The organism is Cucumibacter marinus DSM 18995, assembly GCF_000429865.1.
Taxonomy (GTDB): Bacteria; Pseudomonadota; Alphaproteobacteria; order Rhizobiales; family Devosiaceae; genus Cucumibacter; species Cucumibacter marinus.
Window position 1 is genome coordinate 14,491 of record NZ_AUCR01000009.1, and the last position, 21,625, is coordinate 36,115.

The 21,625-nt window shown below is 60.0% G+C and carries 21 protein-coding genes; 3 read left to right on the top strand and 18 right to left on the bottom strand.

Features of this window, described 5'->3' with window-relative positions; translation table 11 throughout:
- Positions 1-87: 87 nt before the first annotated feature.
- From G489_RS19335 to G489_RS0106085, 3 genes are all read right to left on the bottom strand, one after another.
- Positions 88-1,407 carry a sugar transferase gene (locus G489_RS19335; RefSeq protein WP_245578829.1) on the bottom strand — a complete coding sequence of 440 codons (1,320 nt, stop codon included), beginning with the start codon at positions 1,405-1,407 and terminating at the stop codon, positions 88-90.
- Between the two features lie 64 nt (positions 1,408-1,471).
- A complete protein-coding gene (locus G489_RS0106080) occupies positions 1,472-2,590 on the bottom strand; it encodes a glycosyltransferase family 4 protein (RefSeq protein WP_029040785.1) in 1,119 nt (372 codons plus the stop codon).
- 5 nt (positions 2,591-2,595) lie between these two features.
- Entirely contained in the window at positions 2,596-3,372 is a 777-nt protein-coding gene (locus G489_RS0106085; protein ID WP_029040786.1) for a sulfotransferase family protein, read from the bottom strand.
- 130 nt (positions 3,373-3,502) lie between these two features.
- Here G489_RS0106085 and G489_RS22210 point away from each other — a divergent pair, with 130 nt between their 5' ends.
- Positions 3,503-4,174, top strand: a complete 672-nt coding sequence (locus G489_RS22210; RefSeq protein WP_081691429.1) for a class I SAM-dependent methyltransferase — start codon at positions 3,503-3,505, stop codon at positions 4,172-4,174.
- On the opposite strand, the gene G489_RS22395 is transcribed toward G489_RS22210, so the two are convergent.
- From G489_RS22395 to G489_RS0106160, 14 genes are all read right to left on the bottom strand, one after another.
- A complete protein-coding gene (locus G489_RS22395) occupies positions 4,152-5,435 on the bottom strand; it encodes a hypothetical protein (RefSeq protein WP_155889327.1) in 1,284 nt (427 codons plus the stop codon). The two genes, G489_RS22210 and G489_RS22395, sit on opposite strands and share 23 nt — an antisense overlap.
- Positions 5,436-5,439: 4 nt before the next feature.
- Positions 5,440-6,807 (bottom strand): oligosaccharide flippase family protein, encoded by a 1,368-nt coding sequence (locus G489_RS19340; RefSeq protein WP_162142410.1) that lies wholly within the window; start codon positions 6,805-6,807, stop codon positions 5,440-5,442.
- The gene (locus G489_RS0106105) at positions 6,791-7,819 is read right to left on the bottom strand and encodes an NAD-dependent epimerase (RefSeq protein ID WP_029040788.1); all 1,029 of its coding nucleotides are present in this window, start codon (positions 7,817-7,819) and stop codon (positions 6,791-6,793) included. Before G489_RS0106105 ends, G489_RS19340 begins: the two co-directional genes overlap by 17 nt.
- Positions 7,816-9,183, bottom strand: a complete 1,368-nt coding sequence (locus tag G489_RS0106110; RefSeq protein WP_029040789.1) for a UDP-glucose dehydrogenase family protein — start codon at positions 9,181-9,183, stop codon at positions 7,816-7,818. The genes G489_RS0106105 and G489_RS0106110 overlap by 4 nt, the downstream gene beginning before the upstream one ends.
- Before the next feature lie 271 nt (positions 9,184-9,454).
- A complete protein-coding gene (locus tag G489_RS0106115; protein WP_029040790.1) occupies positions 9,455-10,633 on the bottom strand; it encodes an acetyl-CoA C-acyltransferase in 1,179 nt (392 codons plus the stop codon).
- 8 nt (positions 10,634-10,641) lie between these two features.
- Positions 10,642-11,934 (bottom strand): ArgE/DapE family deacylase, encoded by a 1,293-nt coding sequence (locus G489_RS0106120; protein ID WP_029040791.1) that lies wholly within the window; start codon positions 11,932-11,934, stop codon positions 10,642-10,644.
- An 8-nt stretch (positions 11,935-11,942) separates the two neighbouring features.
- On the bottom strand, positions 11,943-12,596 hold the full coding sequence (locus tag G489_RS0106125) for a 3-oxoacid CoA-transferase subunit B (protein ID WP_155889328.1): 654 nt from the start codon (positions 12,594-12,596) through the stop codon (positions 11,943-11,945).
- Positions 12,583-13,275 carry a CoA transferase subunit A gene (locus tag G489_RS0106130; RefSeq protein WP_029040793.1) on the bottom strand — a complete coding sequence of 231 codons (693 nt, stop codon included), beginning with the start codon at positions 13,273-13,275 and terminating at the stop codon, positions 12,583-12,585. The genes G489_RS0106125 and G489_RS0106130 overlap by 14 nt, the downstream gene beginning before the upstream one ends.
- Positions 13,272-14,612 carry an aminotransferase family protein gene (locus tag G489_RS0106135; RefSeq protein ID WP_029040794.1) on the bottom strand — a complete coding sequence of 447 codons (1,341 nt, stop codon included), beginning with the start codon at positions 14,610-14,612 and terminating at the stop codon, positions 13,272-13,274. Before G489_RS0106135 ends, G489_RS0106130 begins: the two co-directional genes overlap by 4 nt.
- Before the next feature lie 2 nt (positions 14,613-14,614).
- Positions 14,615-15,391: an amino acid ABC transporter ATP-binding protein gene (locus G489_RS0106140; protein WP_029040795.1), complete on the bottom strand. Its 777-nt coding sequence runs from the start codon at positions 15,389-15,391 to the stop codon at positions 14,615-14,617.
- A 20-nt stretch (positions 15,392-15,411) separates the two neighbouring features.
- Positions 15,412-16,068 (bottom strand): amino acid ABC transporter permease, encoded by a 657-nt coding sequence (locus G489_RS0106145; protein WP_029040796.1) that lies wholly within the window; start codon positions 16,066-16,068, stop codon positions 15,412-15,414.
- Positions 16,069-16,093: 25 nt separating this feature from the next.
- Positions 16,094-16,741: an amino acid ABC transporter permease gene (locus G489_RS0106150; RefSeq protein ID WP_029040797.1), complete on the bottom strand. Its 648-nt coding sequence runs from the start codon at positions 16,739-16,741 to the stop codon at positions 16,094-16,096.
- A gap of 15 nt (positions 16,742-16,756) precedes the next feature.
- On the bottom strand, positions 16,757-17,548 hold the full coding sequence (locus G489_RS19345; protein WP_051332372.1) for a creatininase family protein: 792 nt from the start codon (positions 17,546-17,548) through the stop codon (positions 16,757-16,759).
- A gap of 58 nt (positions 17,549-17,606) precedes the next feature.
- The gene (locus G489_RS0106160) at positions 17,607-18,392 is read right to left on the bottom strand and encodes a transporter substrate-binding domain-containing protein (protein WP_029040798.1); all 786 of its coding nucleotides are present in this window, start codon (positions 18,390-18,392) and stop codon (positions 17,607-17,609) included.
- Between the two features lie 132 nt (positions 18,393-18,524).
- On the opposite strand from G489_RS0106160, the gene G489_RS0106165 reads away from it, so the two are divergent.
- Both G489_RS0106165 and G489_RS0106170 read left to right on the top strand, forming a co-directional pair.
- Positions 18,525-19,481, top strand: coding sequence for a LysR family transcriptional regulator (locus G489_RS0106165; RefSeq protein ID WP_029040799.1), 957 nt, complete (start codon positions 18,525-18,527; stop codon positions 19,479-19,481).
- A gap of 112 nt (positions 19,482-19,593) precedes the next feature.
- Positions 19,594-20,370 carry an NAD kinase gene (locus G489_RS0106170; RefSeq protein ID WP_029040800.1) on the top strand — a complete coding sequence of 259 codons (777 nt, stop codon included), beginning with the start codon at positions 19,594-19,596 and terminating at the stop codon, positions 20,368-20,370.
- A 13-nt stretch (positions 20,371-20,383) separates the two neighbouring features.
- Here G489_RS0106170 and G489_RS0106175 read toward each other — a convergent pair whose 3' ends face one another.
- Positions 20,384-21,592 (bottom strand): DUF2336 domain-containing protein, encoded by a 1,209-nt coding sequence (locus G489_RS0106175; RefSeq protein WP_029040801.1) that lies wholly within the window; start codon positions 21,590-21,592, stop codon positions 20,384-20,386.
- Positions 21,593-21,625 lie beyond the last annotated feature (33 nt).

A 21,625-nucleotide genomic window follows, 5' to 3' on the forward strand; every position in this document is an offset into this window, starting at 1 on the left:
GAACACCTCACACCGAGATCGTCGCCCGTCCAGGAGCGTGCCCCCTCACCCGGACAAGAGCCACAGGCTTGACCGTGCGCCGAAGCCCTAGTGCGCGCCGCCCCGGAACAACACCGCGCCGACCGTCTTGAACAGGATCAGGAGATCGAGGTCCAGGGACAGGTGCTTGATGTAATAGAGGTCGTAAGAGAGTTTTTCGATTTCCTCTTCGGGGCTCGCGGCATAGCGGAACTGAACCTGCGCCCAGCCGGTTATGCCCGGCAGCACGAGCGTGCGAAGGGCGTATTTGGGGTCCAGGGCCTCGCTGTCGTGAGCAATGTATTCCGCGACCGGACGCGGGCCGACAAGACTCATCTCACCACGCAGGATGTTCACCAATTGCGGAAGCTCATCGAGGCGCAGCTTTCGGATGATGCGGCAACCCGGCATGATCCGCTTGTCCTGACGCCGCGTTGCACCGCCCGAACTGCCTTTGTACATGGTGCGGAACTTGAACATCCGGAACGGCTTGCCGCGATAACCCCGCCGGTCCTGCACGAACAACACCGGGCCGCCGTCGAGAATGCGGATGTAAAGGGCAACCAGGCCCCCGATTGGCAATGTCAGCGGTAGCGTGACAATGACGGCAAGGACGTCGAGCCAACGCTTGATACGGGCGTAGAGAAGCTGACTGGGGCTGTAAGCGATGTGTGAGACATCGAAACTCGCCACATCAAGCCGCCCCGTTTGCACTTCCTGATATCGGGTCCAGGGCAGGATCTCGATGCCCCGCAAATAGCATTGAGCAAGAAGGGGCGACCACTCCTCCCGATGGTGCTCGACCGGATCGATAAGCAGCGACTCGATATCGTCGATCCTGGCCTTTGGCCCCTCGATGATCGGTATGCCGCCCAACGCCTCGGAAACCGCCCGGGCGCGTGAAAACGGCGCAAGGGAGGAGCGGGCGAACAGCCTTTGGCGAAAACGAATATTCGCATAGACCATGAGAACCATGGTCGCCGGCAGGCAGAGGGACAGGGCAAAATAGCTCACCGGGATACGCAGTGCCGACAAGGTGCTGATCGCGACGCTGAACAGGGCCACGCTCACCACACTGGCGACGATGATCGGCGCCTCATTGTGCCGGAAGCCCGTCAGGACGGCCGCGGAGACGATGGGCACGAAGGCCAGCACGCCGACGACGAGGGCGATGTTCTCCCAGTCTGTCCGGCCGGCCTGGGCCAGAATCGAGCCGTAAATCAAGGTCTGTACGATTACGGCTAGAACCACCGGGCCGGCGAAACGGCGAATATCACCCAGATATCGATGCTGACGGAGCCTGCCGCCGCGCGCCGTGACATAGGTGAGATCCCGAGCCAGATGGGCCGGCTGTTCGCGGCGTCGCGGTTGTCTTGCCGGCATATCCATAAATCAATTCCGCGAAATACCGGGGCCCGTTACGATTCAGTTACTTCTACTGGTTTGATTTTGCTTACAAACCCATGATCTTCATCATGCGTGCATTGACTTTATGCACGTCGAAGCGCTCTTGCGCAAGAATACGGCTCTCACGCCCCATGTCCATAACCAGATTAGGCTCAAGAACAAACTTTCTCATTGCATCGGCCAAAGCCCCTGCATCCCGGGGCGGTACAAGAAAACCATTCCGGCCCTCGATCACCGTTTCCCGGCATCCCGGCGCATCGGTCGTGATGATAGGCCGCGCAGAAGCCATGGCTTCCTGGATCGAGCGGGGCACACCCTCACGGTAGTAGGACGGCAAGACGAACACACTCACTTCGGCGAGCCATGGACGCACGGGAACGTGTCCCGGCCACTCCAGGACCCCCTCGGCGACCCACCCCTCCACTTCGGCCCTTTTGATGCCGTCGGGATTTGAATCGAGACCGCCGAGAAGCACGAAACGCACGTCCGGGTGTTCGGCCTTGATGATCCTTGCTGCCTCGACATACTGACGGATACCTTTCTCCGCCAGCAGCCGGGCCGCGAGGACAAAGGTGATCGGCTTGACCATCGTCGGATGGGCCACCCAATCATCCAGATCTACGCCGGTCCCGTTGACACCGACGATCTTGTCGCGGCCAACGATGCCGAGGTCCACGAAATCATTGGCATCGTCAGGATTCTGCATGAAAACCGCATTCGCCTGCGACAGTGCCGTGCGATAGAGCATGCGAGCCGCATGGTGCACTGCCCTGCTCCGAAAGCTGGATCGGGCGCCGTCACCAAAGGCATAGCCGAGCCCTGCGATCAGGGCATAACGGTGCTTCACACCGGCCATGCGGGCAGCAAGCGTGCCATAGATCACGGGCTTGATGGCAAAGGACAGGACACAGTCGAGCTCCAACCCGCGCAAAGCGCGCACCAGCGAGACAATGTCGATTGCATCACGGACGGGATTCAGACCGGTGCGCGAGAGCGAGATATCCACCGGGGTTACGCCCAGTGCGACCAACTCGTCACGAATGTGAGCATCGAAATCCGGAGCAAGGGCGAACACGGTATGTCCACGCTCTGCAATCTCGGAAAGCAGCGGCCCCCGAAAGTTGAGGACCGAAAAGGCGTTGTTACCAATCAGGGCGAAGCGCATAGGACCTATGTGCTGCCCCCAAGCTGCTCAATCAGCAGGGCGCGCTCGGCCTCAGTTGGTCCAGGCGTGCGTTGGGACCTGCTGCTCCCCCCGAAAAACACGCGCCGAAGCCCCGCTGCCTTGGCGGCATTGATCAGGCCATATAGGCCCAATCCACGCAACCCGTAGGACAGCCTGCGACCAAGCTTCGCGGCGAAATAGGATGGTGGCACCGCTCCCATGTTGCTTTCACGCAAAAGCGCCTCTGGCACCGGCAAATAAGGAATAGAGAGCACGTCACAAAGCTCTCTGACATAACCGTCGCTATCTGACTTCAACAGGTCGAGATTCAATTCGTGGATTAGTGCATCCGGCAGAACGTCGCGCCATCGGGCGATTTGCTGGTCATATTGGCTGGCCGCTATGATTGCGGGGAAATCGCCAATGGCCTCGGCCAAGGGCTTCTGCGTATATCCGTAACGTCGAAGATGCATGTAGTGCGACCATGAGCGCGCAATGGGATCACGACGCGCCACAATAAGCGGTATCTGCCCGAGCTCTCGCTTGATCCTGCCAGGTGCTTCCGCAGAGTGAAACAGACTGGGAGCAACCTCAACCCTGATCCGATGTCGGTCTGGATCGAATTGGCGGAAGTGATCCTCGTACCAGTCAAGCCCCTTGTCGTGGTAACGGTCGAAATAGAATGTTTCCTTCACACCCAAAGGCAGGCACACGTCACCGCGCGCGGCAAGGTAGTCGTGCATCCAGGTGGTCCCGGCTTTCATGGGGCCGATGATCAGCATCCTAGGTTGCATCACCAGACACATTCCTTGAAAAGGTCCGAAACCTTCGACAATAAGGTGTCGATTCCCTGCGCAAAGCCAGACACAAATCAAGCTACTACCGAACAGTCAACCTATATATGGCAGAAGCATGAAGACAGAAGATTTCTATAAACACAACGATGGGAAAAGCTACCACAGCAAGCGCTTGGTACCGGAGAAATCTCTGCCTCGAATCTACAAGACTCGATCAAAAAAATTCCAAAAATACATAGATCCAAGAGACACTGTATTTGAATACGGGTGCGGTAGCGGCTGGAATTTGGCAGACCTCCAAGTTGCTAGAGCAATCGGCTTTGACATTTCGCCCATTGTGGAACGAGATGTTGTTCGCTGCGGCATCGAATGGTGCGCCGATTCAAAAGAAATACCCAATGAAACTGCCGACGTTGTCATTTGCCACCACGTCCTTGAACACGTTCCCAATCCTGCCGCAACACTTGAAGAAATCCATCGTATTTCCAAGAAGGATGGATCACTATTGCTCGTAGTACCGTTGGAAAAGGGAAAGAGAACTCGGACATTTGTGCGCGGCGAGAAAAACCATCACGTATACAGTTGGACAGTACAGACCATCGGGAACTTGATCGAAGATTGTGGCTATCGCATCGATACCATCACAGTTCAAGCTGGAGGATTTGATCGAATTGCTGCGGTTTCCACAAACCGCCTTCCCGAGTCTATATATAAATTTGCTCTTTGGATGCTTCAGACATTCGGCGGACGTCCCGAAATATTTGTTAAGGCGAACGCCATCGAGTGAACCACATCTTCCCCTGACTGATTACGTAAATGACAAGACAAGCAAAAATGTAAAACACTCCAATTACAAAATCTTCAAACACAAAATACCCCCTGATGCTTGCCGTACCAAGCACCCAGACCACCGATAAATAAAGTGGAACTGAAGCAAGTCCAAGCACTCTTGCCTTGACAAAATATCGCCAGGTAACGGCCGAACACGCTCCCATTGCAGCTCCACCAATCATAATTCCTGGATACAGGAAGTTCATGTAGAGGTCCCCCGCTTTGGTGGGAGGGAACCCCACGTGCACCTCCTTCAAACCAAGCAAGGAGCGCATGAATTCTTCCCGCGTTGATGCGCCTCCATCAAAGCCCAAATCATCCAGAATGGCGTTGACCCAGCCAGCGCCACCTAACATGTTTTCGCTCGAGTACATCTGCAAGGCGGACACTAGGTTGTAGAGCCCATCAAAATTTCGACCATTAGCTGGACTGAAGACTAGAAGGATTCTCTCAAACCCTTCCCCCCCTTGAAACATTCCATCAAGCGCCAAAGCAAGCGTCAGAACAAATCCGCCAACGATTGCGGCATTTAATAGTGAAATTCGCTTAAAGTTATAGTGAAATGCAAACACAGCACCAAACAAAGGCATTAGTGCACGCTCTCGCCCCCCCATCTGCCAAAGAACGAGTGAGAGTAAGGCGCCCAAACCAATCAAGACTACCGTTGAGTATAATAGCCTGTGGCTTGTATTCTCAGGCTTAGCGACACGCCATTCCGCAGCGACGGCGCAACAGAACACCCAAAAAGTCACTATTGAAAACACGACACACGAGAACAGTAACTTTCCATGCAAACCAGTAGTCAGCTGACTTCTTGGTCCCCGCTGATACAGCGGATGACTTAATATCAAAAAATGGAGAGCAACAATGCCAATAAGAAGAGATATCACATAGAACCAAAAATTGAATTTTGCATTTTCATGCATATCATTCTGTATTGTATCTGGGCACCTCAATCGCCCCCGAAATAAGAAATACGATACATACCAACATAACAAATATAGAGAAGAAACGAAAAATCCGAATAATAGAGATTCTCGACTCATTGCCAACGGCAGGAATATATTTACTTCATTAATGTTGATATTTGCATATATGTATACCGAAACAATATCTAGTGCAAAGTACAGTATTATTAGAATTGCCGGAGATAGTGCATCGATACGAATATTATTTTGATTGGAATTTCTTTTAGTTCCCAAGATCGAAAATCTCATTGATCTATCTATTATATTCTACATCGTTGGTGAAAAATACTAGGTAGCCGGCTAGAATAGCTGACCATCCAATCTGAGTGATCAAGAATGCATTGGCCGCGCCGGTTAGTCCGAAGTGAGGTACCAACACGATAGCTAAGATTACGTGCAGGCTACCAGCAACGATAGCACAATTAAGTGCCGCCGTCTGTCGGTCTGTCATAGTTAGATATATTGCCAGCAACCCACCCAGGCCGTTAGCCATTTGACCTGCTGAGATCAATAATATCGGAAAATACGCGGTTGCGTAGTTATTTCCGAACGCGACACTAACGATTTTATCTCCATAGATTACGTATATTATAAGTATTATTAGGGCCGCGCACTGAGTGGCAGAAAATAATATTAAGAGAAGCACTTTTAACTTGCGATGTTCATTTCTGGCATGCAAGCGGGCAATGAATGGTGAAGCAAAGGAATTTGCTATGATCAATCCTATTCCAGTGAGCGAGCCAACTTGGATTGCGATCCTGAATATGCCGGCCTCTTCCGTTGCGGCCAGTAACCCTAGTGTCACGACACCTAGGTGCTGGTTCAGTAGCTTCATCCCCTCAATCATCCCAAGCGGCAAGGCACTCTTCAACCACGCCCCGGGCCGGGTTTCCGAGGCTGCCGCCTCCCGCAACTCCCCCGGCCTTGCCCTCAGCAGCATCCAGGCGCCGATGGCGAAGGCGGCGAGGCTGGCGATGGCGTGGAGCAGCATCGCATCAGAGGCCGTGACTGTTCTCGCTGAGAGCCCGAAATGCATACCGAGGACGAGCACGATCAGGAAGGCCGGGCGCAGGATGAATTCGGGCAGCTGCCCCTGCACCACATGCCTCAGCCCCCTCAGCGCGGCGCCGCGCAGGTTTCCGAGCGCGATCAGCGGCACCAGGACCAGGCCCCAATAGAAGACGGCGAGACCGCCTTCGGGCAATTGCGCGGCAAAGATCCAGGCCGCGGCGGCGCCAACTGCCATCAGCGCGACCGACATCGCCAGCGCCATCAGCGTCGACCAGCGCCACAACCCCTTCATCAGGGCCCAGTCGCCATTGGCCTGGGCCTTGGCCGTCTCCCGCACGACGAGGTTCGGCAGCCCCATCTGCGCGGGAATGGCCATGATGGTGATCAGGGCGAAAACGAATGAATAGACCCCGAAGCCTTCCACCCCGAGCGTGCGCGCCAGCACGATCGCCAGCAGGACATTGATCAGGGTCGAGCCGATCTTGACCGCGATCGAGCCCACGCCGCCGCGCAGCAGCTGGCCCTTGAGCCCCTCGCCTGTCCTGAGCGCGTCGATCGCGCCGCTGATCGCCTTCACGGCGCTGCCTCGCGGGTTATCGGGAATCGCCATAAAAGCTCGTATACCATTGCGCGAACTTGCGCACCCCTTCGCGCATCGGCGTTGCGGGCGCATAGCCGGTGGCGCGGGTCAGTTCCGTCGTATCGGCGCAGGTATCGAGGATGTCGCCCGGCTGCAGCGGTTTCATCTCGCGGATCGCCTTGCGGCCCAGGGCCTGTTCGAGCGCGTCGATATAGTCGCCCAGCCGCACGGGCTGCGAATTGCCGATATTGAAGATCCTGAAAGGAGCGCTTGACGAGGCCGGGTCCGGCGCCTCGGCGTTCCATTCGGGATCGGGCGTTGCCGGCCGGTCGGACGTGCGGATCACGCCCTCGACGATATCGTCGATATAGGTGAAGTCGCGGGTGTGGTCGCCATTGTTGAAGACCTCTATGGGCTCGCCAGCGAGGATCTTCCGGGTGAAGGTGAACAGCGCCATATCGGGGCGTCCCCAGGGGCCATAGACCGTGAAAAAGCGCAGCCCCGTCGTCGGCAGGCCGAACAGATGCGAATAGGAATGCGCCATCAGCTCATTGGCGCGCTTGGTTGCCGCATAAAGCTGCAGGGGATGATCGGCCCCGTCATGCTCGGAATAGGGCAGATGCGCATTGGCGCCGTAGACCGAAGAGGTCGAGGCATAAGTCAGATGGGCGACGCTGTTGTGCCGGCAGGCTTCGAGAATATTGGTGAAGCCCACAAGGTTCGCGGTCACATAGTCGCGCGGCGCCTCAAGGCTGTGGCGGATGCCGGCCTGGGCCGCGAGGTGGATCACATGGTCGAACCCGTGCTGCGCGAAAACCTTGTCCACCGCGGCATGGTCGGCCAGGTCGGCCTGGACGAAGCCGTAGCGCGCGCCCTGCCGCTTTGCCAGCGCATCGAGCTCGGCCAGGCGAGCCTGTTTGAGGGCCGGATCGTAATAGTCGTTGATGCAATCGAAGCCGACGACCTCGTCGCCGCGCTCGATCAGGCGCCTTGCGACATGAAAGCCGATGAACCCGGCATTGCCCGTGACCAGGACCTTCACGAGGCGGCCTCTTTTCCGCGTTCCCCGGAGATCATCGGGGCCCGTCCGATGCTGACATAGCTCCAGCCGTCGTGCCGCAACCGGTCGGGCGCATAAATATTGCGGCCGTCGAAGATCAGGGGCGTGTTGAGCCTGCGTTTCATCTCGGCGAAATCGGGCACGCGAAACTGCCGCCATTCGGTGCAGATCGCCAGCGCGTCGGCACCATCCAGGCAGCCATACTGCGTATCGACCAAGTCGAGATCATCTCGCTCACCGTATATGCGCTTCATCTCGTCCAGAGCGACCGGATCATAGGCCCGTACCCTGGCCCCGGCGTCCCAGAGCGCTTCGATCAGCGCGCGTGACGGCGCCTCGCGCATGTCATCGGTGTTGGGCTTGAAGGCCAGGCCCCAGACCGCAATCGTCAGGCCCGACAGTCCGCCATTGTCGCTGAAATAGGCCTCGATCTTGTCGAACAGAACGGTCTTCTGCCGGGCATTGACGGCCTCGACCGCCTCGATCAGCGGTGCCTCATAGCCCACATCGGCCGCCGTGCGCACCAAAGCCTGAACATCCTTGGGGAAACAGGATCCGCCATAGCCGAGACCCGGGTAGATGAAGTCATACCCAATGCGAGGGTCCGACCCGATTCCCTGGCGTACATTCTCGATATTGGCACCAAGACGCTCGGCCAGGTTGGCGATCTCGTTCATGAAGCTGATTTTCGTGGCCAGCATGGCGTTCGCCGCATATTTGGTCAGCTCGGCAGAGCGCACATCCATGAACAACATGCGGTCATGGTTCCGGTTGAAGGGCTCGTAGACCTCTTGCAACACTGCCCTGGCTCGTTCCGACACGGCTCCCACGATGATCCGGTCCGGCTTCTGAAAATCTCCAACCGCCGCGCCTTCCTTGAGGAATTCTGGATTCGAAACGAGATCGACAGAGTGACCGGCCTGCCGGGACGTCAACACCTGTGTCATCGCATCCCGCACCTGGTCGCTGGTCCCCACCGGCACCGTCGACTTGACGACCACGATCTTGTCATCGGTCATACGGGTCGCAATGTCCTTCGCCACAGCCAGGACGTATTGCAGGTCTGCAGCGCCGCTCTCGTCCGGAGGAGTACCGACAGCGATCATTTGAACTGTCGCGTGCGATACCGCCGCGTCCGGATCGGTGGTGAAGGACAGGGTGCCCATTCTCAGCGCTCGCGAGACGATAGCCTCGAGACCGGGCTCGTAAATGGGGATGTGTCCGGCGAGGAGCGCCTCTATCTTTTTGGCATCCACGTCCATGCAGACAACGGAATGACCCGAATCGGCAAGACACGCCCCGGTCACCAACCCCACATAACCGGTGCCAAAAATCGATACTCTCATTCGAGGTTCCCCGCGCTTGGACGCCGCCTACCTATCGACGCTGGGGCAATGTCACAAGACCTGTTCAAAGACTTTGGAGGTATATCTCAACTTTGATACCGCAATGACACTGACCATCAAGGCAACAGGAATGTCACAGCCCCCCTGCCCGGGATGCGGTGCAGCGATCGGAAAGTATCTGGAACCACATGCGCTTAGATAAGAATCGGACGCGCAAGACAAGCACGGAATGACCATGGCATGTTGCCGCGCAGGCCATGGCAGCCTCCGCTCACGCCTCGATTTCGAACAGTCCCGCCGCGCCCTGCCCGCCGCCAACGCACATCGAAACAACAGCATGGCGCACGCGGCGCCGGCGTCCCTCGATCAGGGCGTGCCCGGCCATGCGCGCGCCTGACATACCATAGGGATGGCCGATCGAGATCGCGCCGCCATTCACGTTGAGCCGGTCATCGGGAATGCCCAGCCGGTCACGGACATGAAGGAGCTGGGAGGCGAAGGCCTCATTGATCTCCCACAGCCCGATATCCTCGATGCCCAGCCCATGACGCTCGAGCAGACGGGGAATGGCAACGACAGGACCGATACCCATTTCGTCCGGCGCGACACCGGCCACAGCGAAGCCGCGGACCACGCCGAGAGGAGAAAGCCCCCGCCGCGCGGCCTCCCCGCGTTCCATCATCACCATGGCCGAACCGCCATCCGAGAGCTGGCTGGCATTCCCCGCGGTGATGCTGGTCTCTGGTCCGAGAACAGGCTTGAGCCCGGCAAGGCCTTCAAGCGTGGTCGAAGGGCGATTGCACTCGTCGGCCTCGATCCGCACCGGCACCTTGCTGGTTTCGCCGCTCTGCTTATCCGTGACCAGCTTGACCGCGTCGACCGGAACGATTTCGTCCGCGAAGCGCCCCGCATCCTGCGCTGCGGCCGTCCGCTGCTGGCTTTGCAGGGCATAGGCGTCCTGCGCCTCACGCGACACGCCATAGCGCTTCGCCACGATCTCGGCAGTCTGGAGCATGGACAGGTAATAGGCTTCGGTCACCCCCGGGCTGTGATAGCGGGAGCCGTTCCAGCTTTCATTCTGGACAAGCGAAATGCTCTCGAGCCCGCCAGCCAGAGCAATATTCACGCCCTCGGCGATGATCATATGGGCCGCATTGGCGATTGCATTGAGCCCTGACGCGCATTGCCGGTCTATCGTGGCGGCCGCCACGCTGTCGGGCAAACCCGAGGCCAGCACGACATGCCGCGCCGTGTTGACCCCTGTTGTTCCCTGGGTCAGGGCAGCGCCGAACACCGCTTCTTCGATCTCGCCCCCGTCGAGCCCGGCCCGGCTGACCGCCGCGCGCACAGCATGCGCCGCCATCACTGGCCCTTCGAGATCGTTGAACGCCCCGCGATAGGCCTTGCCGATCGGCGTGCGGGCGGTTGAGACGATGACAGCTTCACGCATGGTTTGTCCTAAAGATCCTCGAGCCCGCACCAATCGGCGATGAATAGTGCCGTCGCCTGTGTGACGCGGCGGACGCTTTCGAGATCGACCCGCTCATTGAACCCGTGAATGGCTTCGGCCCGCGGGCCATAAACAAGCGCGGGCGTATCCGCATAGAGCCCGAAAAAGCGGGCATCGGTGGTCGCGGTGATGGCGATCTGGTCGAGTTCGCTTTGATTGATCGACCGGTGAGCATCGGCCAGCGTACTGATCGCCTGTCTTGCCGTGGTCCCGGTGTCCTCGGAAAGCGCATAGCCTTCGGCCTGAAAGCCGACAAAGGTAATTTCGGGCATGTTGTTGCGCAGGAAATTGTTGCGCTGCGCGGCCTCTCTCAGAACCTCCGCGATCTCGGATTTGGCAGCCGCCATGTCCTGGCCGGGATAGAGGCCCATGCGCACATCGAACACGCACCAGGCCGGCACCGAGCTTGTCCAGTCGCCGCCGGCGATCTTCCCGACATTCAAGTTGAGCGGGTGGTCCACATGAGCGTAGTCGGGATGCCGCCCCTCCGCCGCGTTCCAGCGCTCTTCCATCTCTCTGAGAGCCGCGACCAGCGGGATCGCCGCCTCGATGGCATTGGCACCGCTTCCGGCATAGGCCACATGGGTCGGCAACCCTTTGAGGTGCACCTGGAACCACAACACGCCGACCTGAGCGGTGACGAGGTTCTCGGCGAATGGCTCCGGGAGCAACGCGGCATCGGCCCGGTAGCCGCGCTGGAGACAGGCCAGCGCGCCATTGCCTGTGCACTCCTCTTCCACCACCGATTGCACGAATACATCGGCCGCCGGAGCAACACCGCACTCTCGCAATGCGTCGAGCGCAAACAGGTTCGAGGCGAGCCCCGCCTTCATGTCCCCGGCACCCCGGCCATACATCCAGCCGCCATCGATCCGCGGCGCATAGGGCGGCGTGTCCCACATATCGTGCGGCCCTTCCGGCACCACATCCACATGGCCATTCAGGATCAGCGAGCGGCCCTTTCCGGTCCGGCTTCGATGGCTGCCCACGATGTTGACCGCATCCTCGTAATTGCCGGCAACCGGCGAGAAGCCTGGCATGTCCCGGATGTCTTCGACATCGATCTGCCAGCGGTCGACTGCCAATCCACGCTCTTCGAACGCCAACGCCATCAGGTCCTGCGCGCCTTGTTCATGGCCGCGGGTGGAGGCGTGGGACGTCAGTTCGGCCAGGAACGCGAGCTGTTTGTCGAACAGCGCGTCGACCGCATGAAGGATGGCGGTTTTGTCGGTCTCGCTCACAATCTGCCTCAATAAACCGGAATATCGCCATCCGGCACGGTCAGCGGCGCACCGGTGGCCTCCTCGACTTCACGCACACCCACGCCGTCCGCGAGTTCCCGGAGCGCAAACCCCTGCGGCGTCACATCGATCACCGCCATATCGGTGATGATGCGGTTGACGCAGCCCCGCGCGGTCAACGGCAGGGTGCATGTCTTCACAAGTTTGGGGTTGCCCTGCCGGTCGGTATGGGTCGACAGAACGACAACCCGCAGCGCCTTTTGCGCCAGTTCGATGCCGCCGCCGACGCCCGGGGAGAACTTGCCCGGGATCTTCCAATTGGCCAGATCCCCGGTCTCGGCGACTTCGAACGCCCCGAGCATCGTCAGGTCGAGCCGCCCGCTGCGCACCAGCGCAAACGATGTGGAGCTATCGAAAAACGCACTGCCGGGGATAGTCGACACATAGCTGCCACCCGCATCGATCAGGTTTCGGTCAGCCGCCTCGAACGGAACGGAGGGCCCGATTCCGGCCAGCCCGTTCTCCGAATGCAGGCATACCGGGAAATCGCTCGAAAGGTGATCGACAACCCTGGTCGGCAGGCCGATGCCCAGATTGACCACCAGTCCGGGCGCAATCTCACCGGCCGCGCGGGCAACCATCCTGTCTCTAGCGCCGGACAACCTGATACTCCTCGCTCAACGCCTCAAGTCCCACCACATGATCGACGAACGGTCCCGGTGTGTGCACCGCATCGGGCGCCAGCCCGCCGAGCGGCAGCACCGTCTCGGCCTCGGCGATCACGCGGTCCGCCGCCATGGCCATCATCGGATTGAAGTTCCGCGCCACCGCCGCGTAACCCAGATTGCCGAACACGTCGGACCGGTCCGCATGCACCAGTGCCACATCCGCTCTGAGCGCGGTTTCGATCACCGCCGCCTCGCCATCGATCTCGACACGCGGTTTGCCGGCGGTGAGCTCGGTCGCCAGCCCGATGTCGGTGACAATCGCCTTCAGCCCCGCTCCGCCCGCATGGATGCGTTCGGCCAGAATGCCCTGGGCGCAGAACTCGACCTCGATGCGCCCGGCATTGAGCAGTTCGATCGCCCGCCGGTTGAGCCCGATATGCGTGCTGATCAGCTTGCGCACCTGGCCGCTGACCAGCAAATGGTCGATCCCCATATCCTGCTCATTGGCGTCGTTTTTGATCACCGTCAGCCCGGTCTGCCCTTGCCGCACCAACTCCCGGATCAGGGTGAAGGGCGTGCCCGGCACACCGAACCCGCCGACCATGATGGTGGCGCCGTCGCGAATATGGGCGACAGCTTCTTCAAGACGCGTTGTCTTGTCGGGCAGTCTCATGCGGCCCCGCCGGTTTCAAGGCCGGCCTCAGCGGCAAACTGGTCGAGGGACGCGCGCAGGCCATCCATGATCTCGTCAATGCCCTCTTCGGTCACGATCATGGGCGGGCAGACCATGAAATGATCGCCTTCGGTGCCGCCCCGCGTGCGCCGCGAATAGATGATCAGCCCCTTGTCATAGGCAATGTCCACCAGACGCTGGAACGCGTTCAGCCCCTTGGGCAGTGGCGCCTGCGTGGCGCGGTCTGAAACCAGCTCGAACGCCAGCAGCAGCCCCTTGCCGCGTACGTCACCAATAAAGGGATAGCGGTTCATCAAGCCCTTGAGCCGGGATTTGAGCAGTCCGCCCATCTGCGCAGCGTTGGCAATCAACCCTTGCCGCTCGATCTCCTCGACCACGGCAACCCCTGCCGCGCAGGCCAGCGGATTGCCGGCATAGGTGTGCCCGTGCAGGAAACCGCCGGCATCGAGAACCGCCTCGACGATGTCGTCGCGCGCGACCATGGCACCGAGCGGCACATAGCCGCCGCCAAACCCCTTTGAGATTGCGATCAGGTCCGGCACCACGTCCCAATGTTCCGCGCCCCAGAACCGGCCGGTGCGTCCGCCACCCGACATCACTTCGTCGTGGATCAACAGAACGCCATACTGGTCGCAGATCTCCCGGATCCGCTGCATGTAGCCCGCCGGCGGCACGAGCGCGCCGGTTGAGGCGCCGCCCACCGGTTCAACGATGAAGGCCAGCACCGTCTCCGGTCCTTCCGAGAGGATCTTGTCTTCCAGCATGTCGGCATAGTGCCGCCCGGTCGCGGGATCGTCCGCATCGAGACCGTCGAGATAGGCGCGCGGCGCCGGGATTTTCGGCATGCCTTCCATCATCGGGTCAAAGGGCACCGACAGCGGGTCATAGCCGGTAACCGCCAGCGCCCCGAGCGTCGAGCCGTGATAGGACGGCATGCGCGAAATGGTCTTGTAGCGCTGCCCCTGCCCCATCGCGATGGCATATTGGCGGGCCAGCTTGAGCGTGCTTTCCACGGCCTCCGATCCGCCGGACACAAAGAACACCTTGTTCATGCCTTCCGGGCTGAGTTCCGCCGTTTTGGCGGCCAGCGCTTCGGACGCCTCGGTTTCGAAATGCAATCGGTAGCCGAAGGTCGAGCGGTCCATCTGGCGCCGCATCGCCTCGAGCACCGCGGGATTGGAATGGCCGATATTGGAGACCATCGCCCCTGACGATCCGTCGAGATAGCGCTTACCCGACTGGTCCCACATATAGATGCCTTCGGCACGATCGAGCGCCGGCCTCGCAAGCCGGGACTGGTAGAAAAGATGCGACATGTTCAGTGACCGTTTGCGCCTTCGAGATGCTTGCGCAGGAAGCCGCGCGTGCGCTCGTTCTGCGGGTTGCGGAAAATCACGTCGGGCGGCCCTTCTTCCACAACGACCCCCTGATCCATGAACAGCACCCTGTCGCACACGCTTTGCGCGAAGCCCATCTCATGCGTGACGATGATCATCGTCATGTGCTCCTCGGCGAGCTTCTTCATGACAAGGTTCACCTCCTCTACCAGTTCCGGGTCGAGCGCTGAGGTCGCCTCGTCGAACAGCATCACCTTCGGGTTCATCGCCAGCGCCCGGGCAATCGCGACACGTTGTTTCTGCCCGCCGGAAAGCCGCGAGGGGTAATATTCGATACGATCGATCATCCCCACCTTCTCGAGCTGCTCTTCCGCCAGCTTGTTCGCCGCTTCGTCCGACAGTCCCTTGAGCATTTTGGGCGCCATGGTGATGTTCTCGCGCACGGTGAGATGCGGAAACAGGTTGAAGTGCTGGAACACCATACCGATCTGCTGGCGCACCTGGTTGATGTGCTTTTCGTACTGGCGGTGCGGCAGCTTCTTGTTGACCTGAACGTCTTCCAGCCACACCTCGCCGCCCGTCAGCGGATCGAGGTCGTTGATGGCGCGCAAAAGCGTACTTTTGCCGGAGCCTGACGGGCCGATGATCGCCACGATCTGGCCGCGCTGGACGCTGAGATCGATGTCCTTGAGCACCTCCAGATCGCCATAGCTTTTCTGGGCGTGCCGGATATCGACGAAAGGTTTGGGATCGGACATGTGCGTGTTCCTTCCTCGGGTCAGCGCGCCGCCTGCACGCGGGCTTCAATGCGGCGCAGAACAGCTTCCATGCCGAGGTTGATGATGTAGTAGACAAGTGCGGCCAGCACGTAGAACTCGAAGGGCCGGTAGGTCCGGCCAATGGCCAACTGCGCCGAAAGCGTCAGCTCCGAAACCCCGATGACCGAAACCAGCGCGGAGTCCTTCAAAAGCGCAATCATGTTGTTGCCGATCGGGGGGATGACATCGCGCACGGCCTGCGGGATGACCACCTTGCGCAGTGCCTGCCCACGGCTCAGTCCCAGCGTGCGGGCCGCTTCCATCTGTCCCTTGTCGACCGCCAGGATCGAAGACTGGATGAGTTCGGAATTATAGACCGCGAAATGCAGCCCCAGCCCGATCACGCCGGCAACGAAAGCCGGCAGGTCGATGCCGATCTGCACGAGGCCGAAATAAATCAGGAACAGCTGCAACAACAGCGGTGTCCCCATGAACAGCCACTCGAAGGCGCGAAACGGCAGCCGTACGATCCGCGGCGCATAGAGCGCGATCACCGCGAAGAAGATCCCGCCGAAAAAGCTCAACAGCGCCGAAGCCACGGTAATGGCGATGGTCCACAGCGCGCCGAGCAGCACGACGTCCAGGTATTTCGGGATGACGGTGAAATCCAGGCCCATGGTCAGTCTCCCCCTCGTCGGCCGGTCATACGATCCGGACCTTGCGGTCCAGATATGCCACGCCGCGCCCGGTGACATAGATGATGATCATGTAGAGAACGCCCGCGAGCAGGAACATCTCGAACGGCCGGTAGGTCGACCCGATATAGCGCTGGGCCGTGTAAGTCAGTTCGATCACCGAGATCGCCGCAACCAGCGCCGTCCCCTTGATCAGCGCATTGATATTGACCCCCAGCGGACGGACCATCAGCCGCATGGCCTGCGGCAGCACGACCTTGCGCATCGCCTGGAACTTGCTCAGCCCCAGCGTCCGCGCCGCCTCCATCTGTCCCTTGTCGACCGCGACGATCGCCCCGCGAATGGTCTCGGTCATATAGGCACCGATATTCACCCCGAGGCCGATCACCCCTGCCTGGAAGGCATTCAGCTGAATGCCGATCTGTGGCCCCCCGAAATAGAGAATGAAGAGCTGGATCAGCGCCGGTGTTCCCCGAAACACGCTGACATAGGCGGCACCGATAAACCGCAGGATGGCGTGCCGTGACAGGCGCGCCGCGGCACCAAGCGAACCGCAGGTCAGGCCGAGAATTGCGGTAAGCACGGAAAGGACGATCGTGACCCATGCTGCCTGCAGGAAGAAGGGATAGACCCTCCACATGAGTTCGAAATCCATGACCTGCGCCCTGTCCTAGTGGTGATCTTCGCGCTGCAAGATTGGCAGCGCCCTGATTTCGCGTATCAGGGCCGTCGTTTCTTCGACTGCGGCCCTCAGGAATTTCTCGCCCGTTTCCGCGTTGGAGACCGTGGGGTCGCCCATCGTGCCATCAGGCGACACTTCCGACCACCAACGCATCAGCATGGCCTTGCCGCCACCTTTGGCCAGGTCGAGATTGAAGAACTTGGTGTCCGGGTTGTGCAGATTCTGCTCCGCGGACTTGTCGAGATCCACATGTTCGGGGTGCAGATGCATGTACATTGCTGCCTCGAACTCCCCGGCATGCGCGATACCGCCGACATCCGAACGCCGGATCTCGTTGATCCGGTCCGCGCACAGATTCCAATAGGACGCCGAGACGCAAATTACCCCGGTTTCAATCACCGTCTTGCGCGCCGCCAGGTCCAGCACTGGATGGTTGGAACCGTGCGAATTCAGTAACAGGATCCGCCTGAACCCGTGATGCGCCAGAGACCGCGTCACATCGGTGATGAAGGCAATCAGCGTTTCCGGGCCGATCCAGATCACGCCTGGAAAGTCCTTGTGGTGCTCGTTGAACCCGTAAGGAATGGCAGGCATCACGAAGACTTCGTCCGGCGCCATCTCGGCCACGCCATTGGCAACCGCCATGCCCAACACCGTATCCGTATCGAGCGGCATGTGCGGACCGTGGTCCTCGGTCGCGGAGACATTGAGGATCACAACGCGGTCCTTGTCTGCGTCGCGGACCTGCTCCCAGGTCAGCTTGCCGTATTCCGTCGTCATATCATGTGTACTTTGCCATGGGAGGGCCGCAGAGAGTTCCGCGGCCCCAGGGAGAGGACTAGCGGATGTCGCCGCCGACCCATTCATTGGCGATTTCGAGATAGGTTCCGTCTTCCATCAGATCGTCGAGTGCGTTCTGCATGGCTTCGTGCAACTCGGGATTGCCCTGGCGGATCGCGATGCCGGCACCGATCGCCTCGGTTTCGAGATCGTCGAGCATAACATATTCATAGCCATTTTCGTTCATCGCCAGGATCGCGGCGATGGAATCGTTGACGATCACGTCAACGCGGCCGTTCTGCAGTTCGAGCAGCAACTCAGGCAGACCCTTGTAGGTGCGTACATTGTAGCCCCGGTCGCGCGCCCACTCTTCATGGGTTTCGCCAAGGGTCACGCCGACCCGCACATCGTCGAGCTGCGAGACACTGGTGATCCCGGAATCCGGCTTGGTGAACACCGCCCGTTTGGTGGTGTAATAAGGCCCGACGAAATCGACCACTTCGGCGCGTTCCTCGGTAATCGACATCGAGCCGACAACCGCGTCGTATTTGTTGGCCAGAAGCCCGCCGATGATGCCGTCCCATGCGGTGGTGATGATTTCGACCTCTAGACCCATGCGCTTGGCGATCTCGGTGCCGATGGCAGGGTCGAATCCGACCACTTCATTGGATTCGTTGACGAAGTTGAACGGCGGATAGGCCCCGCTCATGGCGATACGCAGCACGCCTTTTTCGGTGATGGTATCAAGCTCATCGGCCACGGCCACTCCGGCCACGCCAAGGCCAGCGCAGGCGGCGATGCCGGCGGCGGCCACCGTCTTGATCAGTATTCTGCGATTAGTCATCCCTGTCTCCCTGTCAGTCTGTTGTCGTTCCGGACGGCCGACCAGACGCTCCCGCCCGTAGGGGGCAAACGGTTGCACGGGGTAAATCATTGTGCAAATAAATATTCAGGATGATCAATATTGAGAAAATCTATGAGGCGGCCATACGAACAGCGGTTTTCATGGAAGCTCGACTGGAATCTTTTGCGCACCTTCATGGTGGTTGTCGAGCAGCGCAGCGTCTCTAAAGCCGCCGATTTCCTGGGCCTCAAACAACCCACCATCAGCGGCGCGCTCAAACGCCTGGAAGAGACCACGGGGCACCAGCTCATCGAGCGCAAGCCCAACCGTTTTCATGTCACCAAGGCCGGCAAGGCGCTCTATAACGAGTGCGTCACCATCTTCACCTCTGTTTCCCAGCTCCCCGCGCTCATCTCGGCTGGCGAGGAAGAGCTCGCCGGTCATGTCGCGCTGATCTGTGCGAGCCATGTGATCTCGCCACATCTCGACCGCGTGCTGGACGAGTTTGCGCAGCGCTATCCGCGCGTCACCTATTCGATGGTGGTGGCCGAAAGCGGAGAGGTCGTCAGCCGCATCCGTGAAAACCAGGCCAGCCTCGGTATCTGCCTTCTCAACGACCAGCCGAAGAATCTCGACTGCCGCGTGCTGTTCCGGGAGTATTTCGGGCTCTATTGCGGGCCGCGTCACCGGCTCTTCGGGAAAACGGACATCGCCCCATCCGAACTCAAAGGGGAGTCTTCGGTATCCTTTCAGACCGAGACCGAGCGGGGGCCGCTCGATTCAGTAGCCCGTTTGCGTGTGCGCGCGGGCCTCTCGCCGGGCCCAAGGGGCGTGTCCTCCAATCTCAACGAGGTCCGCCGCATGATCGGCGCCAATATCGGCATCGGCGCCCTTCCCGTTCACATCGCCCGCCAGGACGTCGAGAATGGCAAGCTCTGGCAACTGCCGCCCTATTCACGCCTGCCCAAGGTCGAGATTTTTCTTGTGACCAATCCCAGGCGCAATCCTTCGGCGCCGGAGGCCGCCCTCATCGAGGCCCTGCATGCCATGATCGATGAAACGCCGATGGCCGAACGGACCTATTCATAGGCCGGAAAACGACCATGCGTGCCACCCCCCGGGGTCGTGCCATCTGGTCTAGATTGCGCCGCCATGCTACCGAGCATCTCCCGCAACGGGTTCCGACACAACGGAGAAGCCGGTGAACGCCTATTCCACCGACAAGATCCATTTCGTCACCAGCGGCACGCCCGAAGCCGAAGCCGCGCGCGAGACCCTGACCGCGCGCTATGGCGCCTGTGCCCGCGAAGACGCCGAAATGATCGTCGCGCTTGGGGGTGACGGGCTGATGCTCGAAACCCTGCACTCGGTCATGGATACCGAAGTGCCGGTCTTCGGCATGAATTTCGGCTCCGTGGGCTTTCTGATGAATGAATTCGCCCCCGAAGGCCTGACCGGCCGCCTCAAGGCCGCCGAAAAGGCCACCATTCATCCGCTTGCCATGAAAGCGACGGACAAGGCGGGCGACACCCATCATGCGCTGGCGCTCAACGAGGTTTCCCTGTTCCGGGCCAGCTTTCAGGCGGCCAAGATCGAGATCCTCATCGACGGCAAAACACGGATGCACGAACTCGTCTGTGATGGCGTGCTGGTTTCGACTCCTGCGGGCTCGACAGCTTATAATCTCTCGGCACATGGGCCGATCCTGCCCATCGATGCGCCCTTGCTGGCGCTGACACCGATTTCGCCCTTCCGGCCACGGCGCTGGCGCGGCGCCATCGTTTCGAACTCGGCCCAGCTCGGCTTTCATGTCATCGAACCGGGCAAGCGCCCCATTCACGCGGCCGCCGACAATGTCGAGTTCAAGCATGTGGTTGAGGTCGAGGTGCGCGAAGACCGTTCCCACTCGGTAAACCTGCTATTCGATCCGGGGCACAGCCTCGACGAACGCGTGCTCAACGAGCAGTTCCGCTACTAACCGCGCTTTCCCTTCAGGCCGCGGGCAAGGCCCGGCGATGATCGCGCAGCGATGACAGCTGCATCGAGCGGTCGGACCCGCCCTGATCGATGAAGCTGCGCATCACGCCCCGCGCCGCCTTTCGGGCGAGAGTGACGTTCTGCTCGTTGAGATAGGAGAACACGGCTCTCAGATCTTCAGGCACATCACCTTCATGCTCGACGATCAGCTCCTCGATGATCCCCGCGACCAGCCCATGCCGGCCCGCCAGGTCATGCGCAAGATCGACATGCCGTGCGTTGAGGATGATCCGGATCAGGACGTTGCGCATCGCCGGCACGAATGAACATTTGGCCAGCAGCGCATTCAGCGAATGCCGCCCACCCGATTCGAGCACCGAGGCGACGCGGCGGCGCGAAACACCGGACATCCGCGACACAAGTGCCACGAAAACCAGCACCCGGCCGGACACCAGCGTGTGCAGCATCAACCTTGTGTTCACCCGGCCACTATCGATCAGCACATCGAGAAACTGTTCCTGGCCCTCATCGAGTTCGAATTCGGCCAGCGCCGCCTTGGCGTCGTCCATCAGATCGCGCATGAACCGCTTGAGACGCCCCGGTGCGATCGACCCCTTGACCATCCGCAATTCCGCCAGTTCCTCGCTCACCTTTTCGGCAAGCAGGTAGCGCGCGACCGCCGGCAGGTCGTCGCGGTCGAGCAGCAGGCCGCGAAACACCGCGTCTTCGGTCCAACGCTCGGAAAGCTCAAGAAGCTGATAGTCCGCGATATCCGAATGCTGTTTGCGCACGATCATCAGATCGATCGCCCGTTCCTGCCGCTCGATCAGCGCACCCACTACCCGTCGGGATAGCTTTTCGCGGCGCGCCGCCGCATGAACGAGTTCATCGTCCGCCTGTTTGATCACGAACATCAGGTCGGTGTCGGTCAGGACCGGCGAATATTGCAGCACGGCAGAAGCGATGATCGGCGCGTCCTGCGCCAGCGCGAACATGATCGGGCGCGGGGCGTCGCTGGCATGGAGCAGCTCATAGGCGAGCGCGGCGCGGACGCGGACAGAAGGATCGTCCAGATAGCTCAGGAGACCGGCATAAAGTGCGGCATGTTCGCTTTGCGGCCCGTCATGCTCCAGATAGGCCCGCGCAACGATCCGGGCGGCTTGCGCCCGCTTGTCGCTATCCGCGGACGCCTGCAACGCGGCATACTCCTGATACTCGACCATCACACACCCTCTACGCCAGCAAACTACTGATCG

Excerpts from the sequence above, each read along its gene's own strand:
- G489_RS19335 (WP_245578829.1), bottom strand. The coding sequence starts at position 1,407 with ATGGATATGCCGGCAAGACAACCGCGACGCCGCGAACAGCCGGCCCAT.
- G489_RS0106080 (WP_029040785.1), bottom strand. The coding sequence starts at position 2,590 with ATGCGCTTCGCCCTGATTGGTAACAACGCCTTTTCGGTCCTCAACTTT.
- G489_RS0106085 (WP_029040786.1), bottom strand. The coding sequence starts at position 3,372 with ATGCTGATCATCGGCCCCATGAAAGCCGGGACCACCTGGATGCACGAC.
- G489_RS22210 (WP_081691429.1), top strand. The coding sequence starts at position 3,503 with ATGAAGACAGAAGATTTCTATAAACACAACGATGGGAAAAGCTACCAC.
- G489_RS22395 (WP_155889327.1), bottom strand. The coding sequence starts at position 5,435 with ATGAGATTTTCGATCTTGGGAACTAAAAGAAATTCCAATCAAAATAAT.
- G489_RS19340 (WP_162142410.1), bottom strand. The coding sequence starts at position 6,807 with ATGGCGATTCCCGATAACCCGCGAGGCAGCGCCGTGAAGGCGATCAGC.
- G489_RS0106110 (WP_029040789.1), bottom strand. The coding sequence starts at position 9,183 with ATGAGAGTATCGATTTTTGGCACCGGTTATGTGGGGTTGGTGACCGGG.
- G489_RS0106115 (WP_029040790.1), bottom strand. The coding sequence starts at position 10,633 with ATGCGTGAAGCTGTCATCGTCTCAACCGCCCGCACGCCGATCGGCAAG.
- G489_RS0106130 (WP_029040793.1), bottom strand. The coding sequence starts at position 13,275 with ATGAGACTGCCCGACAAGACAACGCGTCTTGAAGAAGCTGTCGCCCAT.
- G489_RS0106135 (WP_029040794.1), bottom strand. The coding sequence starts at position 14,612 with ATGTCGCATCTTTTCTACCAGTCCCGGCTTGCGAGGCCGGCGCTCGAT.
- G489_RS0106140 (WP_029040795.1), bottom strand. The coding sequence starts at position 15,391 with ATGTCCGATCCCAAACCTTTCGTCGATATCCGGCACGCCCAGAAAAGC.
- G489_RS0106145 (WP_029040796.1), bottom strand. The coding sequence starts at position 16,068 with ATGGGCCTGGATTTCACCGTCATCCCGAAATACCTGGACGTCGTGCTG.
- G489_RS0106150 (WP_029040797.1), bottom strand. The coding sequence starts at position 16,741 with ATGGATTTCGAACTCATGTGGAGGGTCTATCCCTTCTTCCTGCAGGCA.
- G489_RS19345 (WP_051332372.1), bottom strand. The coding sequence starts at position 17,548 with ATGACGACGGAATACGGCAAGCTGACCTGGGAGCAGGTCCGCGACGCA.
- G489_RS0106160 (WP_029040798.1), bottom strand. The coding sequence starts at position 18,392 with ATGACTAATCGCAGAATACTGATCAAGACGGTGGCCGCCGCCGGCATC.
- G489_RS0106165 (WP_029040799.1), top strand. The coding sequence starts at position 18,525 with ATGAGGCGGCCATACGAACAGCGGTTTTCATGGAAGCTCGACTGGAAT.
- G489_RS0106175 (WP_029040801.1), bottom strand. The coding sequence starts at position 21,592 with ATGGTCGAGTATCAGGAGTATGCCGCGTTGCAGGCGTCCGCGGATAGC.